This is a genomic window from Micromonospora sp. H33 (genome assembly GCF_052068455.1).
Classification (GTDB): Bacteria; Actinomycetota; Actinomycetes; order Mycobacteriales; family Micromonosporaceae; genus Micromonospora.
This window is the reverse complement of record NZ_JBQHDE010000001.1, coordinates 253,483-269,591: the sequence shown is the minus strand read 5'-3', so window position 1 is coordinate 269,591 and position 16,109 is coordinate 253,483. Positions and strand designations below refer to the sequence as shown.

The following is a 16,109-nucleotide window of genomic DNA, read 5'->3' as shown; positions in this document are numbered from 1 at the left end:
GGTCTGGAAATGAGCGTGCGAATCGAGCCGGTGTCATGACCACCACGGCCGCGTACCAGGTGTCCCACCTCGACGCGCTGGAGGCCGAGAGCATCTTCGTGATGCGCGAGGTGGTCGCCGAGATGGAGCGGCCGGTGCTGCTCTTTTCCGGCGGCAAGGACTCGATCGTCATGCTCCGGTTGGCGCAGAAGGCGTTCGCGCCGGCCAACATCCCGTTCCCGGTCATGCACGTCGACACCGGGCACAACTTCCCCGAGGTCCTGGACTACCGGGACCGGCGCGTCGACGAGCTGGGCCTGCAGCTGGTCGTGGCGAGCGTGCCGGAGGCCCTGGCCAGCGGCCTGGTACGCGAGTCGGCCGACGGGATGCGCAACCGGATCCAGACGCCGGTGCTGCTGGACGCGGTCGAGAAGCACCGCTTCGACGCGCTGTTCGGCGGGGCCCGCCGGGACGAGGAGAAGGCGCGGGCCAAGGAGCGGGTGTTCAGCTTCCGCGACGAGTTCGGCCAGTGGGACCCGAAGAACCAGCGTCCCGAGCTGTGGGCGCTCTACAACGGCCGGCACCACCCCGGCGAGTCGATCCGGGTGTTCCCGTTGTCCAACTGGACCGAGCTGGACGTGTGGCACTACATCGCCCGCGAGCGGATCGAGCTGCCGTCGATCTACTACGCGCACGAGCGCGAGGTGATCGAGCGCGACGGGATGCTGTACGCGGTCAACGAGTTCTTCCGCCCCCGCGCGGGGGAGGAGCGGTTCAAGGCGCGGGTGCGCTACCGGACGGTGGGCGACGCGTCCTGCACGGCGGCGGTCCGCTCGGACGCCGACACGGTGGAGAAGGTCATCGAGGAGGTGGCGGCCACCCGGATCACCGAGCGCGGCGCGACCCGCGGTGACGACCGGGTCAGCGAGGCCGCGATGGAGGACCGCAAGCGGGAGGGCTACTTCTGATGACCACCGAGACGATCGCGCCCGTCGGGTCCGACGCGGCAGCGGCCCGCCCGATGGACCTGCTCCGGTTCGCCACCGCCGGCAGCGTGGACGACGGCAAGTCGACCCTGATCGGTCGGCTGCTGTACGACACGAAGTCGCTCTTCACCGACCAGCTCGCCGCGGTGGAGGCGGTCAGCGCGGCCCGGGGCGACGAGTACACGAACCTCGCGCTGCTCACCGACGGCCTGCGGGCCGAGCGGGAGCAGGGCATCACCATCGACGTGGCGTACCGCTACTTCGCCACCCCGCGGCGGAAGTTCATCATCGCCGACACCCCGGGGCACATCCAGTACACGCGGAACATGGTCACCGGGGCCTCGACGGCCGACCTGGCGCTGATCCTCGTGGACGCCCGCAAGGGCCTGGTCGAGCAGTCCCGCCGGCACGCGTTCCTCTGCTCGCTGCTGCGGGTGCCGCACCTGGTCCTCTGCGTCAACAAGATGGACCTGGTCGACTGGTCGCAGGAGGTCTTCGAGCGGATCGCCGACGAGTTCACCGCGTTCGCCGCGAAGCTCGAGGTGCCCGACCTGACCGTGGTGCCGATCTCCGCGCTGAGGGGCGACAACATCGTCTCCCGCTCGGAGAACATGCCCTGGTACGAGGGGCCGTCGCTGCTGCACCACCTGGAGCGGGTGCACATCGCCAGCGACCGCAACCTGGTCGACGTGCGCTTCCCGGTGCAGTACGTGATCCGCCCGCAGTCGACCACCGTCACCGACTACCGGGGCTACGCCGGCCAGGTGGCCTCGGGCGTGCTGAAGCCGGGTGACGAGGTGATGGTGCTGCCGTCGGGCTTCACCAGCCGGATCGCCGCGGTGGAGACTGCCGACGGGCCGGTCGCGGAGGCGTTCCCGCCGATGTCGGTGACCGTACGCCTGACCGACGAGATCGACATCTCCCGGGGCGACATGATCTGCCGGCCGAACAATGCCCCGGCGGTCGCGCAGGACATCGAGGCGATGGTCTGCTGGATGGACGAGACCCGGCCGCTCCAGGTCGGCGGCAAGTACGCGATCAAGCACACGACCCGCTCGGCGCGGGCGATCGTCCGCGGCCTGCATTACCGGCTGGACATCAACTCGCTGCATCGGGACGAGTCGGCCGGTGAGCTGAAGCTCAACGAGATCGGCCGGGTCCGGCTGCGGACGACGGTCCCGTTGCTCGCCGACGAGTACCGCCGCAACCGCACCACCGGCGGTTTCGTGATCATCGATGAGTCGACGAACCGGACGGTCGGCGCCGGCATGATCGTCGAGGCCGGCTGACCGCCCTCATCCACGGCGCACTTACCGAGAAGGAGTGGCTTTCCCGGCGCGGATAGCCACTCTTTCTCTGTAAGTGCGGGCTCGGCCGCGGTGAGGTGGGCTCGGCTGCGGCGGGGTGGGGGCTCGGCCGCGGCGGGGTGGGCTCGGCCGCGGTGGCGGCCGGGGTGCGGTGTGTTCAGTCCAGGCGCGTGGCGCCGGCGGCGGGGAGGACGGTGACCGTGCCGGGGGCGGTGAAGCCCCGCTCGGCGTACGCGCCCCGGACGGCGTCCGCGACCGCGTCGGCGCGGTCGGCGTCGACCAGGGCGAGGACGCAGCCGCCGAAGCCGCCGCCGGTCATCCGGGCGCCCAGCGCCCCGGCGGCGAGCGCGGTCTCCACCGCGGTGTCGATCTCCGGGACGGTGATCTCGAAGTCGTCCCGCATGGACGCGTGCGAGGCGGTGAGCAGCGGCCCGATCTCGCGGACCCGGCCGGCGCGCAGCAGCGCGACCGTGTCGAGCACCCGCTGGTCCTCGGTGACGACGTGGCGTACCCGGCGGCGGGTCTCGTCGTCGGGCAGCCGGTCGAGTGCGGCGTCGAGGTCGGCGACGGCCACGTCGCGCAGGGCGGGCACCCCGAGCGCCGAGGCGGCCCGCTCGCACGAGCGTCGGCGGGAGGCGTACTCGCCGTCGGCGTGCCGGTGCGGTGCCCGACTGTCGACGACGAGCACGGCGAGCCCGGCGTCGTCGAGGTCGAACGGGATGTGCTCGACCGACTCGTCGCGGCAGTCGAGGAAGAGCGCGTGCCCGGCCCGGCAGCGGATCGCCGCCGACTGGTCCATGATCCCGGTCGGTGCGCCGACGTAGCGGTTCTCGGCGCGCTGCGCGAGCCGGGGCTGCTTCTCGGCGGGCAGGTCGAGGCCGCCCAGGTCGACCAGGGCCGCCAGCACGGTGGCTTCGAGGGCCGCCGAGGAGGAGAGCCCGGAGCCGAGCGGAACGTCGGAGGCGATCGCCAGCCGGGCACCGGGGACGGCGTACCCGGCGTCGCGCAGCGCCCACACCACCCCGGCGACGTACGCGGCCCAGCCGGTCACCCGGCCCGGCTCGTCGACCGCCTCGGGGCCGAACTCCACCGGGTCGTCGGCGAGCTCCGACCAGACCGTCCAGCCCTCGTCGTCGCGCGGCGCGGCGGCGACCACGGTACGCAGTGGCAGCGCGAAGGGGAGCACGTAGCCGTCGTTGTAGTCGGTGTGCTCGCCGATCAGGTTGACCCGGCCGGGAGCCGCCCAGCGGCCCGCCGGCTCGGCGCCGTACCGCGAGCGGAAGCCGGCGGTGGCGCGGGCCGTGACGTCGGTGGCGGCCCGGGCCCCGAGGTCCGACACAGCGGTCACGCCTCCTCCAGCACGTGGGTGCGGTAGAACGTCCAGGCGTCGCGCACCATGTCGTGCAGCGTCGGCTTGGCGGGCACCCAGCCCAGCTCCGCCCGGGCCAGGTCGGAGGAGGCGACCAGCTCGGCGGGGTCGCCCTCGCGGCGCGGCGCGACCTCGACCGGGAGCGGGTGGCCGGTGACCTCGCGGACCACCTCGACCACCTGCCGGTTGGTGAAGCCGTTGCCGTTGCCCAGGTTGTAGACGCGGTGCTGGCCGGCCACGGCCGCGTCGAGCGCGAGCAGGTGGGCTCGGGCCAGGTCGGCGACGTGGATGTAGTCGCGGACGCAGGTGCCGTCGACGGTGGGGTAGTCGTCGCCGAAGAGCTGGAGCTTCTCCCGCCGGCCGGCGGCCACGTCGAGGGCGATGGGGATGAGGTGCGTCTCCGGGTCGTGCCGCTCGCCGAGGGCGACCTCGCCGTCGAGGTGGGCGCCGGCGACGTTGAAGTAGCGCAGCGAGACGGCGGCCAGTCCGTGGCCGACCGCCTCGGAGGTGAGCGCCATGTCGACGGTGAGCTTGGTGGCCCCGTACGTGTTGGTGGGGGCGGTGACCGCGGTCTCCGGGATGGGCAGCTCGGTGGGGTTGCCGTAGACGGCGGCGGTGGACGAGAAGACCAGCTTCGGCACCCCGGCGGCGCGTACGGCGTCGATCAGGGCGAGCGAGCCGATGACGTTGTTGTGCCAGTACAGCTCGGGCTTGACCATCGACTCGCCGGCGGCGATCAGGGCGGCGAAGTGCAGCACCCCGTCGAAGCCCGCGTCCGGGGTGAGCACCCGTGCCACGTCGTGGAGCGGGACCTCGACGTGCGTGGCCTCGGGGGCGAGCGCCACCCGGTGGCCCGTCCGCAGGTCGTCCAGGACGACGACCTCGTGGCCGGCGTCGAGCAGCATCCGGGTCACCACGCTGCCGATGAAGCCGGCGCCGCCGGTGACGAGCAGTTTCACGTCGGTCTCCTCCTGCCTGGCCGCCGCGCCGACGGCCGTTCGGTGATCACCCTACGGCTGCCGGCGACGGGTGCGCTGCACCCTCGGCCCTCCCTCATTCCATCATAAACTCCCATGATTGAACAGAGTCGAACATAGGCCGTCTCCTGAGGCAGTGGTGTCTACCATCCTTCTCATGCGGGAAGCGGGCGGTCCCGGGCTCCGGCGTCGAGCGCGGGGGCGGCCCCGCCGCGAACCCGGGCCGGTCGCCCGGGCGGTCGCCCGCGTCGTGGTCCGCGCCGCCGCCGGCGCGACCCGGCTGGTCACCGACCTGCTCGGCGCCAGCCCCGCGTCCGGTCGGGAACGGATCAGCGAGGACGAGCTGCGCGACCTGGTCGCCGCGGCCACCGTGCTGGACCCGGTCGAGCGGCGGATCATCGACGAGGTGCTGGTGGCCGGCGCGAGCCTGGTCCGCGAGGTGATGATGCCGCGCACCGAGGTGGTCTTCCTCTCCGCCGCGCTGACCATCACCGAGGCGGAGCGGCTGGTGCGGCTCGAGACCCACACCCGCTACCCCGTGGTCGACGGCACCCACGACGACGTGGTCGGCTTCGTGCACCTGCGCGACGTGCTGCTGCGGCCCGACCAGGACCCGTGCACCACCGTCGGCGAGCTGACCCGCGAGGTCAAACGACTGCCCGGCAGCAAACGTGTCCTCGCGGCACTGACCGAGATGCGCCGGGAGGGGCACCACCTCGCGGTGGTGGTCGACGAGTACGGCGGCACCGCCGGCATCGTCACCTTCGAGGACCTGATCGAGGAGCTGGTCGGCGAACTCCACGACGAGTACGACGCCCCGCCCGAGCCGACCACCTCGGGGGTCCCCGCCATGGTGGACGGCCGGTTGAACCTCGCCGACTTCGCCGAGCGCACCGGGGTGACCCTGCCGGCCGGCCCGTACGAGACGGTCGGCGGGTACGTGATGGCGTCGTTGGGCCGGCTGCCCGTCGTCGGCGACGAGGTGCCGGTGGCCGCCGAGCCGGCCGGCGGTGGGCCCCCACGGGACGAGCCGACCGCGGGCTGGTCGTTGCGGGTGCTCGCGCTCGACGGGCGCCGGGTCGCCCGCGTCGCCGTCTCCACCGCGCGCCTGCCCGAGCCCCGGCGCGGGTCCACCGCCCCCATGCCGGCCGGCCGGGGGCGACCCGCCGGCCCGTCATGACGTACGCCGGGTGTTGCTGACAGAATTGCCGGCATGTCCGACGTACCCGCCCGCCCGCGTGTCTTCTCCGGCATCCAGCCGACGGCCGAGTCGTTCCACCTCGGCAACTACCTGGGCGCGGTACGGCACTGGGTGGCCCTGCAGGACACCCACGACGCGTTCTACTGCGTGGTGGACCTGCACGCGATCACCGCCGGGCACGACCCCAAGGTGCTCACGCAGCGGTCCCGGGTGGCCGCCGCGCAGCTCCTCGCGGTCGGCCTCGAGCCGGAGCGCTGCACCCTCTTCGTGCAGTCCCAGGTGCCCGAGCACGCGCAGCTGGCCTGGGTGCTGGGCTGCATCACCGGGTTCGGTGAGGCGAGCCGCATGACCCAGTTCAAGGACAAGTCGCAGAAGCAGGGCAACGAGCGGGCCAGCGTCGGCCTGTTCACCTACCCGATCCTCCAGGCCGCCGACATCCTGCTCTACCAGGCCAACGCGGTGCCGGTCGGCGAGGACCAGCGCCAGCACCTGGAGCTCTCCCGCGACCTGGCCCAGCGCTTCAACTCGCTGTTCGGCCCGACCTTCACGGTGCCCGCGCCGCACATCGTCAAGGACACCGCGAAGATCACCGACCTGCAGGACCCGACGGCCAAGATGTCGAAGTCGTCGTCCTCCCCGGCCGGCATCGTCGACCTCCTGGAGGACCCGGCCCGCTCGGCCAAGAAGATCCGTTCCGCGGTCACCGACACCGGCCGGGAGATCGTCTTCGACGCCGAGACCAAGCCGGGCGTCTCCAACCTGCTCACCATCTACTCGGCGCTGTCCGGCCAGAGCATCGACGACCTGGTCGCCGCGTACGCCGGCAAGGGCTACGGCGACCTCAAGAAGGACCTCGGCGAGGTGGTGCGCGAGTTCGTCGTGCCCATCCAGGAGCGCACCCGGGGCTACCTCGACGACCCGGCCCAGCTGGACAAGCTGCTCGCCGCCGGCGCCGAGAAGGCGCGGGCGGTGGCCGCGCCGACGCTGCGGACCGCGTACGAGCGGGTGGGCTTCTTCCCGCCGGTGCGCGGCGAGTAGCGTCGCGGCGCGACGGTACGGGTGGGTCGTGGAGTCGGTGGCCGGAGGGGTGACGCGGAGCGTGGACCAACGGGACGGGGCGCCGACGTCCGGTGACACCATCCAGATCGGCATCGCCGTGGACATCCCCGAGCCCTGGGGCAGCATGCTCACCCGGCGCCGCGTGGAGGCCGGTGACCCGCAGGCCGTCCCGGCACACGTGACGCTGCTCGGGCCGACCGAGATCCCGGTCGCCACGCTCCCGGCCGTCGAGCGGCATCTCGGTGCGGTCGCCGCCGCCCACCTGCCGTTCACCCTGCACCTGCGGGGCACCGGCACGTTCCGTCCGGTCACCCAGGTGGTGTTCGTGGCGGTGGCCGCGGGGATCAGCGAGTGCGAGCTGCTCGCCGGCGCGATCCGCGCCGCGCCCGAGCTGCACCGCGAGGCGCGCTTCCCGTACCACCCGCACGTCACGGTCGCGCAGGACGTCGCGCCGGAGGCGCTGGACAAGGTGTACGAGGACCTGGCCGACTTCTCGGCGATGTTCGAGGTGGAGGCGTTCACCCTCTTCTCGCACAGCGGGCAGGCGCGGTGGCAGCCGCGCCGGGACTTCCGGCTCGGCGGCTGACACGGCGGCGACCGTTCACCCCACGCGGGCCGGGGATCGGCGAGGATGACGGCGTGAACGTGTTCGGCCGCATCGAGGCGACCATCGGCGGACGGATCGAGGCCGCCCGCCGTCGCTCCGAAGCCTTCGACCACGTGTGGCGGGCCGGCGTGCTCTACACCGACATGCTGGGCGGGCGGCTGGCCGCCGCGATCGCGTACTACGGCTTCTTCGCGGTCTTCGCCCTCGCGCTGGTCGCGTACTCCGTCTTCGGGGCGATCCTCGAGGACAACCGCGAGGTCAGCGTGGCGGCGGCCGACTTCCTCCGGGAGAACCTGCCGTTCCTCGACCCGGTGCAGATCGCCGACAGCAGCGGGACCGTCGGGGTGGTCGGCCTGGTCATCCTCGCCTTCACCGGGATCGGCTGGGTGGAGGCCATCCGCTCCTCCCAGCGGCTGATGTACGGCCTCAACCAGCAGCCGGGCAACCTGGTCGTCCGCCGGCTGGTCGACATCGGCGTGCTGTTGGTCGTCTTCGTGCTGCTCGGCGTCTCGGTGGCCGCCGTCGACGCGCTGGAGGCCCTCCTGCGGTTCCTGCTGCGCAGTACCGGCTCGCTCGGCCTGACCACGGTCAGCGCCGTGCTCAGCGTGCTGGTGAACGCGGTGCTGGCGGCCCTGCTGCTGGTGGCCGTGCCGAGGCTGCGGATGAGCCGGGCCCGGCTGCGCCCGGTGGTGCTGCTGGTCGCGGTCGGCATCACGCTGCTCAACACCGTGGGACGCTACTACGTGGTGCGGACCGAGCGGAATCCCGCGTACACCGTGGTGGCCGGCGCCGTGGGCCTGCTGCTCTACCTCTACCTGCTCAACCAGCTCGTGCTGTTCGGGGCGGCCCTGGCCGCGACCAGCCGGCGGGGGCGGGTGGTGGACCTGGCGGAGGGGCCGGCGCCGGCCGACCTGGACGAGGCGACCGAACCGGGTACACCGGGCGGGGCCGGCTGAACGGGGGAAAGGAGACACAGGTGCGGATCCTGATCGACCCGCGCTCGTCGGTGCCGCCGTACGAGCAGGTGCGCGCCCGCATCGCGGAGCAGGTGGGGGACGGTCGGCTGCCGGTCGGCACGCGGCTGCCGACCGTACGCCAGCTCGCTGCGGACCTCGGCCTGGCGGTCAACACGGTGGCCCGGGCGTACCGGGAGCTGGAGGCGGCCGGGCTGGTGGAGACCCGGGGGCGGCACGGCACGGTTGTCGCACCCGGTCGCGATGATGCGACGGACCGGTTGCAGGGGGCCGCGGGCGAGTACGCGGCGGAGGCGGTCCGGCTGGGGGTGGCGCCGGAGGCGGCGCTCGCCCTGGTGCGGGCCGCACTCGAGGCGCGGTCCGGCTGACCGGGCCCACGAGGAGGCAGGAGGACACCGATGACCGACTCGGACGGCACCGTGGTCGAGACGATCGTGCAGGCACCACCGGAGCGGGTCTGGTCGGCCCTGACCGTGCCCGAGGAGATCCGGCAGTGGTTCGGCTGGGAGTACGACGGGCTCGACGAGGAGATCCGGTTCATCTTCGTCGACCACGCGGAGCCCGCACCGCCGGACCGGATCGCGATGGCGGACGGCTCCGAGCTGCGGCTCGTGCCCGACGGCGACGGGACGCGCTTGCGGGCGGTGCTGCCGGCGCCGGCCGACGCCGCCGCGGCCGCCGAGCACCGGGCCGTCGCGGAGGGCTGGCGCACCTTCTTCGCCCAGCTGCGCTTCCTGCTGGAACGCCGACCGGCGGGTGACCGCCGGACGGTGTACCTGACCGGCACGGGGACCGGCCGGGACCTGCTCGTGGCGCTGGGCACGGCCGGGTCGACCGACGAGTGGGACGCCGGCCCGCACCAGCGGATCGTGGTCGACCCCGACGGGCGGCTGCTGGCGGTGACCGCCGAGCGGCCGCTGGAGGATCCGGAGCCGGGCACGGTCAGCCTCACGGTGAGCGCATTCGGCATCGACGACGCCGAGGCCGCCCACCTCGAGCGGGTCTGGGCCGCCCGGTGGGCGCCGCTCGCCTCCGGCGAAGCGTCCGCGTGACCGACCGGCGGTCCCGGCCGCAGGGTGCCGCTCGCCTCCGGCATGGCGTCCGCCTGACCGGCCGGCCGTCCCGCCGGAGCGGATCGACTCCCTGCCGACGGCATGGCGGTGTCCGCGCGACGGGGACGCCCGCGCCGCCGATCAGGTGACACCCGAACAAGCGACGAGGCCGGCGAACCGGGCACGCCGCGCCCCCTGCCGGGACGATGATGGGCGGGTGGGCGCTCTCGTGACACTCGACCTGCCGGACGACTCGCCGATGCTCGGCCTGCCGTGGATCATCACCTTCGGTCCGCTCGGGGACGCCGACGAGTGGGAGCCGGTGGTCTGCGGGCCGTACGAGCGGGCCCACGCGCTGGCCCTCGCCGAGGCGGTCGTCGCGGAGGAGCAGCTGATGGGCGTGGTCGAGCCGCTGCTGCCCGCGGTCTCGATCGACGAGATCCGTGGCGAGATCGCCGCCGCCCAGATCGCCGCCGAGGACGAGGCCGTACAGGTCGACACCGCCGACCTGTACGGCGACTACGAGGACACGGTCGACGAGGAACTGGAGGCGGCGGCCGAGCGGGACCTGCGTACCGGCCCGGCGACCCCGCCGAGCGAGGCGGAGCTGCGGGCCGGCTTCGGCCGCATCGCCGCCCGTCTCCCCGGGGCCGGCGCCTGACCGCCAGCCGGCGGCGCCGGGACCACCCCCGATAACCATCCGGCGGTCGTACCCGCTCGACGCGGCACCGACACGTGTCGTGGATGGACACCGGCGCCCCGGGAACGAAGTCCCCGAGGCGCCGGTGCCACCTCACCCCCCACCACAAGGGGTCGGTTGCCCAGTCGCCCGGCGGCGCGGAGCACGACGGACGACCAGGTCGATGAGGGCTTACCCGCTCAGCGCCGTTCGAACCAGGCGGCGGCGTCGACCGGGAGCACGTGGGCGGAACCCTGGCGGGCGAGGGTCTCGCTGGCGACGATCGGGTCGCCGTACCCGTCGATCAGGGCCGGTGCGCCGCTGATGTTGACCACGCAGGTCAGCACGGTGTCGCCGGCGGTGCGGGTGAAGGCGAGCACACCCGGCTCGGTCTCCAGCCAGGTGATCTCGGACGCCGTGGCGGACAGCGCCGGGTGGGTCCGGCGGATCCGCAGCGCCGCGCGGTACAGCTCCAGCGTCGAGCCGGGCACGCCGGTCTGGGCGGCCACCGACAGCTCCCGCCAGGTGGTGGGGGCCGGCAGCCAGCTCAGCTCGCAGCCCTCGGGCCCGAAGCCGTACGGGGCCAGCTCGCCGCTCCACGGGATCGGCACCCGGCAGCCGTCCCGGCTCTCCCCGGTCCGCAGGAACGCGGGATCCTGGCGCAGCTCGTCCGGCAGGTCGAGCACCTCCGGCAGGCCCAGCTCCTCGCCCTGGTAGAGGTAGGCGCAGCCGGGCAGCGCGAGCATCAGCAGCGTCGCGGCGCGGGCGCGGCGCAGCCCCTCGGGGCCGTCCCCGTAGCGGGTGACGTGCCGCTGCTTGTCGTGGTTGGAGAGGACCCAGGTGGTCGGAGCGCCGACGATGGCCGACTCGGCGAGCGCGGTGTCGACGACCTTGCGGAACGAGTCGGCCGACCAGGTGGCGTCGAGGAAGTCGAAGCTGAACGCCTGGTGCAGCTCGTCCGGGCCGATGTAGCGGGCCAGCCGCTGCGGCGTCTCGGCCCAGGCCTCGGCGACCGCCATCCGGCCGCCCGGGTAGCTGTCCAGGATCGGGCGCCACGAGCGGTAGATGTCGTGGACCTCGTCCTGGTCGAAGTAGGGGAGGCGGCCCTTGCCGAGCAGCTCGACCTGGCGCTGGCCGGTCGTCATGCTGCTGAAGCCGACGTCCGGCAGCCCCTCGGCCTTGATCATCCCGTGCGCCACGTCGATCCGGAAGCCGTCGACCCCGCGGTCCAGCCAGAACCGGAGCACGTCCTCGAACTCGGCGCGTACCTCCGGGTGGCGCCAGTTCAGGTCGGGCTGGGCCGGGTCGAACAGGTGCAGGTACCACTGGCCGTCCGCGACCCGCGTCCACGCGGAGCCGCCGAAGATGCTCTCCCAGTCGTTCGGGGGCAGCTCGCCGTTCTCGCCCTTGCCCTCGGCGAACAGGTAGCGCTCGCGCTCCGGGGAACCGGGGCCGGCGGCCAGGGCGGCCTGGAACCAGGCGTGCTGGCTGGAGGTGTGGTTGGGGACCAGGTCGACGATGATCCGCAGGCCCAGCGCGTGGGCGTCGGTGATCATCTCGTCGAAGTCGGTGAGGGTGCCGAACATCCGGTCGACGTCCCGGTAGTCGGCGACGTCGTACCCGCCGTCGATCATCGGCGACGTGTAGAAGGGCGTCAGCCAGAGCGCGTCCACCCCGAGGTCGCGCAGGTACGGGAGACGCTGCCGGATGCCCTGCAGGTCTCCGATGCCGTCGCCGTTGGAGTCGGCGAAGCTGCGGACGTAGACCTGGTAGACGACCGCGGAGCGCCACCAGTCGTCGTCGGAGGTCAGTGGCGTGGGGTTGCTGGGGGTCATCGAGGCGTTCCCCGTTCTGTGGCGCGGGACGGCGGGCTCCGCGCGGCTGGGCCATGGGAGCGCGGACGTCTGTAAAGGGTGCCGCTCCCGGACTGCAAGAGTCAAGCATTCCTTGCGCAAGAAATGACGGCCATCACGCCGTACCCGATCGGGGGATGGACCGGCGGTGGCCGGACGGAACGGCGACGGCCGGACCGCGGGGAGCGGTCCGGCCGGGGGGGCGCGTCAGGCCGACACGGCGAGGGCGGACGGCGTCGGGCGCTGCCGCTTGGGGCCGCCGTCGGCGGGGGCGGTTCGGGCGACCGCGGTCGAGCCCCGCACCACCAGCTCGGGGCGGAACAAATACTCCGAGTGGGGAGCGCCGTGCCCGTTGATCTCGTCGACCAGGGCGCGCACGGCGGCCACCGCCATCGCGGCCACCGGCTGGCGCATCGTGGTCAGCGGCGGGTCGGTGAAGGCCATCAGGGGGGAGTCGTCGTACCCGACGACGGACAGGTCCGCCGGCACGGAAAGGCCCCGCTGCCGGGCGGCCCGGATCGCGCCGAGCGCCATGAGGTCGGAGCCGCAGACGATGCCGGTGACGCCGCGGTCGAGCAGCCGCCCGGCGGCGGCCTCGCCGCCCTCCACCCCGAAGAGGGAGAGCTCGGTCAGCTCCGCCAGTTCGGTGTCGGAGACGTCGGTGAGACGGTTCATCGCCGCCTTGTAGCCGGTGACCTTGCGCTGCACCGGGACGAAGCGGTCCGGACCGGTGATCAGGCCGATCCGGCCGTGCCCCAGGGCGACCAGGTGTGCGACGGCCAGCTCCGCGGCCTCCCGGTCGTCGCACGAGACGAAGGGCGCCGGGATGCCGGAGGCGTACCCGTTGATCATGACGACCGGCAGCGGCCGGGCGGTCAGTGTGCGGTACCGGTCGTGGTCGGCGGCGGTGTCGGCGTGCAGGCCGGAGACGAAGATGATGCCGGAGACCTGGCGGTCCAACAGCATCTCCACGTACTCGTCCTCGCGGACGCCGCCAGGGGTCTGCGTGCACAGCACCGGGGTGTAGCCGGTGGGGGCCAGCGCGGACTCGATGATCTGCGCGAAGGCCGGGAAGATCGGGTTGTCGAGCTCCGGGACGACCAGGCCGACGAGGCCGGCGCTGCGCTTGCGCAGCCGGGCCGGGCGCTCGTAGCCGAGCACGTCGAGGGCGGTCAGGACGGCCTGCCGGGTCTCGGGAGCCACCCCGGGGCGGTCGTTGAGCACCCGCGACACCGTGGCCTCGCTGACTTCGGCCTGTTGGGCGATGTCGGACAGTCGAGCGCGCATGGCGGCACTGTAGCTCACTGAGCGGTTCTTGCGCAGTGGCCCGCAAGTTCTTGCAGGTTCGAGCAGGAGTGATCTCCCGTCCGGTGCCGTGGCGCGCGCGAGGCCCTCGCCCGTGCCCTCGCGCGGCACGGGATTGAGGACTGGCAGGTGACGCACGGTCCCGTCGCGGTCACCGAGGTGGGATGTCGACCACTTCGAGGCACCCTTGTTTGTCCCGAACGCCCCGTCGAGGGATCGTCAGATGACAAGACGGGATCGGTTGTTGCAAGGGTGTTCGCAAGGGGTTTCTAATCCGGAAACTTCTTGCTACTGTCCCGCCGATACCCGGCAGGCAATCTAGGAGCGAACATGCGTCGCACAGCCAAGGGGATCGCCGTTCTCGCCTCCACCACCCTTGCTCTCGCCCTCGCCGCCTGCGGCGGGGAGGACAAGAAGGCGGAGGAGCAGCCGAAGGCGGATCCCGCAGCCCTCAAGGCCGAACTGACCTGGTGGGACACGTCCGACCCGAAGAACGAGGGTCCGGCGTTCCAGGAGCTGATCGCCAAGTTCAACCAGACCTACCCGAACGTCAAGATCAACTACCAGTCGGTCCCGTTCGGTGAGGCGCAGAACAAGTTCAAGACCGCCGCGCAGGCCAAGACGGGCGCGCCGGACATCCTGCGGGCCGAGGTGGCCTGGGTGCCGGAGTTCGCCTCCCTCGGTTACCTCTACGCACTGGACGGCTCCGAGCTTCTCGCCGACGAGTCGGACTTCCTGGAGACCCCGCTCGCGTCGAACAAGTTCGACGGCAAGACCTACGGCGTCCCGCAGGTGACCGACACGCTGTCGCTCATGTACAACAAGGAACTGCTGACCAAGGCCGGCATCTCCACCCCGCCGAAGACCTGGGCCGAGCTGAAGACCGCCGCCCAGACCATCAAGCAGAAGACCGGCGCCGAGGGCCTGTACATCAACCCGGCCGGTTACTTCATGCTGCCGTTCATGTACGGCGAGGGCGGCGACCTGGTCGACGTCCAGTCCAAGAAGATCACCGTCAGCTCCGACCAGAACGTCGCCGGGCTGAAGATCGCCAAGGACCTCATCGACAGCGGCGCGGCCGCCAAGCCGTCCGCCAACGACTCCTACGGCACCATGATGACCCTCTTCAAGGAGAAGAAGGTCGCCATGATCATCAACGGCCCGTGGGAGGTCAACAACGTCAAGTCGGCGCCGGCCTTCGGCGGCCTGGAGAACCTGGGCATCGCCGCGGTGCCGGGCGGCTCGGCCAAGGCCGGTGGCCCGGTCGGCGGTCACAACTACACGATCTGGTCCGGCATGCCGCAGGAGAAGATCGACGCGGCCGTCGCGTTCGTGAAGTTCATGAGCTCCGCCGAGTCGCAGGCCTTCCTCTCCGAGAAGCTCGGCCTGCTGCCGACCCGCAAGTCGGCGTACAACCTCGACGCGGTGAAGAACAACCCGATCGTGGCCGCGTACCAGCCGGCCGTCGAGGCCGCCGTCGGTCGCCCGTGGATCCCCGAGGCCGGCCAGTTCTTCGGCCCGCTGGACCAGATGGCCACCGAGGTCCTGATCCAGAAGAAGGACCCGAAGGCCGCGCTCGACACCGTCGCCAAGAAGTACAAGGCAGAGGTCGTCACCTCGTACGGTCTCTGACCAGACCGTTGGCGCTGGCAGCGGCCGGCGACCACTTCGGCACCCGGCAGGGCCGCGCGACCGTGACCGGTCGCCGGCCCTGCCGGCTCACTCCACTGGAGCACAGCTGATGAGCACTGTGACAGCCGAGCCGGCACCAACCTCCGCGCCGTCCGGCCGCCGCTCCGCACCACCGTCCCGGCTGCGTCGGAGCTGGGACAAGCACTGGTACGCCTGGGCGATGGTCCTGCCCGTCGTCATCGTCCTGGCGGTTCTGATCTTCTACCCGCTCTTCCGCGGGGTCTGGCTCTCCTTCACCAACGTCACCGAGGCCAACCAGGTGGCGGAGATCTGCACCAAGTCGATCACCGGCAGCGAGGTCTGCAAGGACAACCCCAACAAGTGGGAGGTCGTCGGCCTCGACAACTACGTCAACGTCCTCGGCGGACAGGTCGGCCAGTTCTGGGAGTGGACCGGCATCACGCTGATCTGGACCTTCGTCGGTGTCGCCTTCCACTACGGCCTCGGGCTCGGCCTGGCCGTGATGCTCAACCGCCCGATGTGGGGCCGTGGCCTCTACCGGGTGCTGCTGGTGCTGCCGTGGGCCGTGCCGGCGTTCGTCAGCGCGTTCGCCTGGAAGTTCATCTTCAACGAGCGCTTCGGCCTGGCGAACTCGCTGCTGTCGGCGGTCGGCATCGACCCGGTGGCCTGGTTCTCCGACCGCTGGACGTCGCTGCTCACCGCGATCGTCACCAACATCTGGCTCGGCGTGCCGTTCATGATGGTGGCCCTGCTCGGCGGCATGCAGACGATCCCCGGCGAGCTCTACGAGGCGGCCGAGATCGACGGCGCGTCGCCGTGGCAGCGGTTCCGCAACATCACCCTGCCGGGCCTGCGCTCGGTCAGCATGACGGTGATCCTGCTCGGCACCATCTGGACCTTCAACATGTTCCCGATCATCTTCCTGGTGACCGAGGGACAGCCGGCCGGGCAGACCGAGATCCTGGTGACCGGTGCCTACCGGGCCGCGTTCGAGGGCATCCGCAACTACTCGCTCGCGTCCACGTACGGCGTGCTGATCCTGTCGATCCTGCTGGTCTTCTCGGTGTTCTACCGGCGGGTCCTGCGCAAGCAAGGCGAGGTGTGGTGA

Annotated in this window: 15 protein-coding genes; 11 read left to right on the top strand and 4 right to left on the bottom strand. The window is 72.0% G+C overall.

Translation table 11 applies throughout. The features are described 5' to 3' along the window. Positions 1 to 35: 35 nt before the first annotated feature. Positions 36 to 947, top strand: coding sequence for a sulfate adenylyltransferase subunit CysD (cysD, locus tag ACTMS0_RS01225; RefSeq protein ID WP_441153197.1), 912 nt, complete (start codon positions 36 to 38; stop codon positions 945 to 947). Then, the gene (locus ACTMS0_RS01220; RefSeq protein WP_441153196.1) at positions 947 to 2,254 is read left to right on the top strand and encodes a sulfate adenylyltransferase subunit 1; all 1,308 of its coding nucleotides are present in this window, start codon (positions 947 to 949) and stop codon (positions 2,252 to 2,254) included. The genes cysD and ACTMS0_RS01220 overlap by 1 nt, the downstream gene beginning before the upstream one ends. 175 nt (positions 2,255 to 2,429) lie before the next feature. On the opposite strand, the gene galK is transcribed toward ACTMS0_RS01220, so the two are convergent. Beyond that, positions 2,430 to 3,611, bottom strand: a complete 1,182-nt coding sequence (galK, locus tag ACTMS0_RS01215) for a galactokinase (RefSeq protein ID WP_441153976.1) — start codon at positions 3,609 to 3,611, stop codon at positions 2,430 to 2,432. A 5-nt stretch (positions 3,612 to 3,616) separates the two neighbouring features. Then, positions 3,617 to 4,600: a UDP-glucose 4-epimerase GalE gene (galE, locus tag ACTMS0_RS01210; RefSeq protein WP_441153195.1), complete on the bottom strand. Its 984-nt coding sequence runs from the start codon at positions 4,598 to 4,600 to the stop codon at positions 3,617 to 3,619. A gap of 175 nt (positions 4,601 to 4,775) precedes the next feature. On the opposite strand from galE, the gene ACTMS0_RS01205 reads away from it, so the two are divergent. The 7 genes from ACTMS0_RS01205 to ACTMS0_RS01175 all read left to right on the top strand — a co-directional run bounded on the left by ACTMS0_RS01205 (position 4,776) and on the right by ACTMS0_RS01175 (position 10,172). Then, the gene (locus ACTMS0_RS01205) at positions 4,776 to 5,798 is read left to right on the top strand and encodes a hemolysin family protein (RefSeq protein WP_441153194.1); all 1,023 of its coding nucleotides are present in this window, start codon (positions 4,776 to 4,778) and stop codon (positions 5,796 to 5,798) included. A 33-nt stretch (positions 5,799 to 5,831) separates the two neighbouring features. Further along, complete coding sequence (gene trpS / locus ACTMS0_RS01200) at positions 5,832 to 6,857, top strand: tryptophan--tRNA ligase (protein ID WP_441153193.1); 1,026 nt, start codon at positions 5,832 to 5,834, stop codon at positions 6,855 to 6,857. A gap of 28 nt (positions 6,858 to 6,885) precedes the next feature. Further along, positions 6,886 to 7,464, top strand: a complete 579-nt coding sequence (locus ACTMS0_RS01195) for a 2'-5' RNA ligase family protein (RefSeq protein ID WP_441153192.1) — start codon at positions 6,886 to 6,888, stop codon at positions 7,462 to 7,464. Between the two features lie 53 nt (positions 7,465 to 7,517). Further along, entirely contained in the window at positions 7,518 to 8,441 is a 924-nt protein-coding gene (locus ACTMS0_RS01190; protein WP_441153191.1) for a YhjD/YihY/BrkB family envelope integrity protein, read from the top strand. Positions 8,442 to 8,461: 20 nt separating this feature from the next. Further along, the gene (locus tag ACTMS0_RS01185; RefSeq protein ID WP_441153190.1) at positions 8,462 to 8,827 is read left to right on the top strand and encodes a GntR family transcriptional regulator; all 366 of its coding nucleotides are present in this window, start codon (positions 8,462 to 8,464) and stop codon (positions 8,825 to 8,827) included. Positions 8,828 to 8,857: 30 nt separating this feature from the next. Continuing rightward, complete coding sequence (locus tag ACTMS0_RS01180; RefSeq protein WP_441153189.1) at positions 8,858 to 9,511, top strand: SRPBCC family protein; 654 nt, start codon at positions 8,858 to 8,860, stop codon at positions 9,509 to 9,511. Between the two features lie 217 nt (positions 9,512 to 9,728). After that, the gene (locus tag ACTMS0_RS01175) at positions 9,729 to 10,172 is read left to right on the top strand and encodes a hypothetical protein (protein WP_441153188.1); all 444 of its coding nucleotides are present in this window, start codon (positions 9,729 to 9,731) and stop codon (positions 10,170 to 10,172) included. Positions 10,173 to 10,390: 218 nt separating this feature from the next. Here the strand turns inward: ACTMS0_RS01175 and ACTMS0_RS01170 are convergent, their stop codons facing one another. Continuing rightward, on the bottom strand, positions 10,391 to 12,025 hold the full coding sequence (locus ACTMS0_RS01170) for a glycoside hydrolase family 13 protein (protein ID WP_441153187.1): 1,635 nt from the start codon (positions 12,023 to 12,025) through the stop codon (positions 10,391 to 10,393). Positions 12,026 to 12,250: 225 nt separating this feature from the next. Continuing rightward, a complete protein-coding gene (locus ACTMS0_RS01165) occupies positions 12,251 to 13,330 on the bottom strand; it encodes a LacI family DNA-binding transcriptional regulator (protein ID WP_441153186.1) in 1,080 nt (359 codons plus the stop codon). A gap of 348 nt (positions 13,331 to 13,678) precedes the next feature. Between ACTMS0_RS01165 and ACTMS0_RS01160 the strand changes: the two genes are divergently transcribed. Next, a complete protein-coding gene (locus tag ACTMS0_RS01160; RefSeq protein WP_441153185.1) occupies positions 13,679 to 14,980 on the top strand; it encodes an extracellular solute-binding protein in 1,302 nt (433 codons plus the stop codon). Between the two features lie 109 nt (positions 14,981 to 15,089). After that, a complete protein-coding gene (locus tag ACTMS0_RS01155) occupies positions 15,090 to 16,109 on the top strand; it encodes a carbohydrate ABC transporter permease (RefSeq protein WP_441153184.1) in 1,020 nt (339 codons plus the stop codon).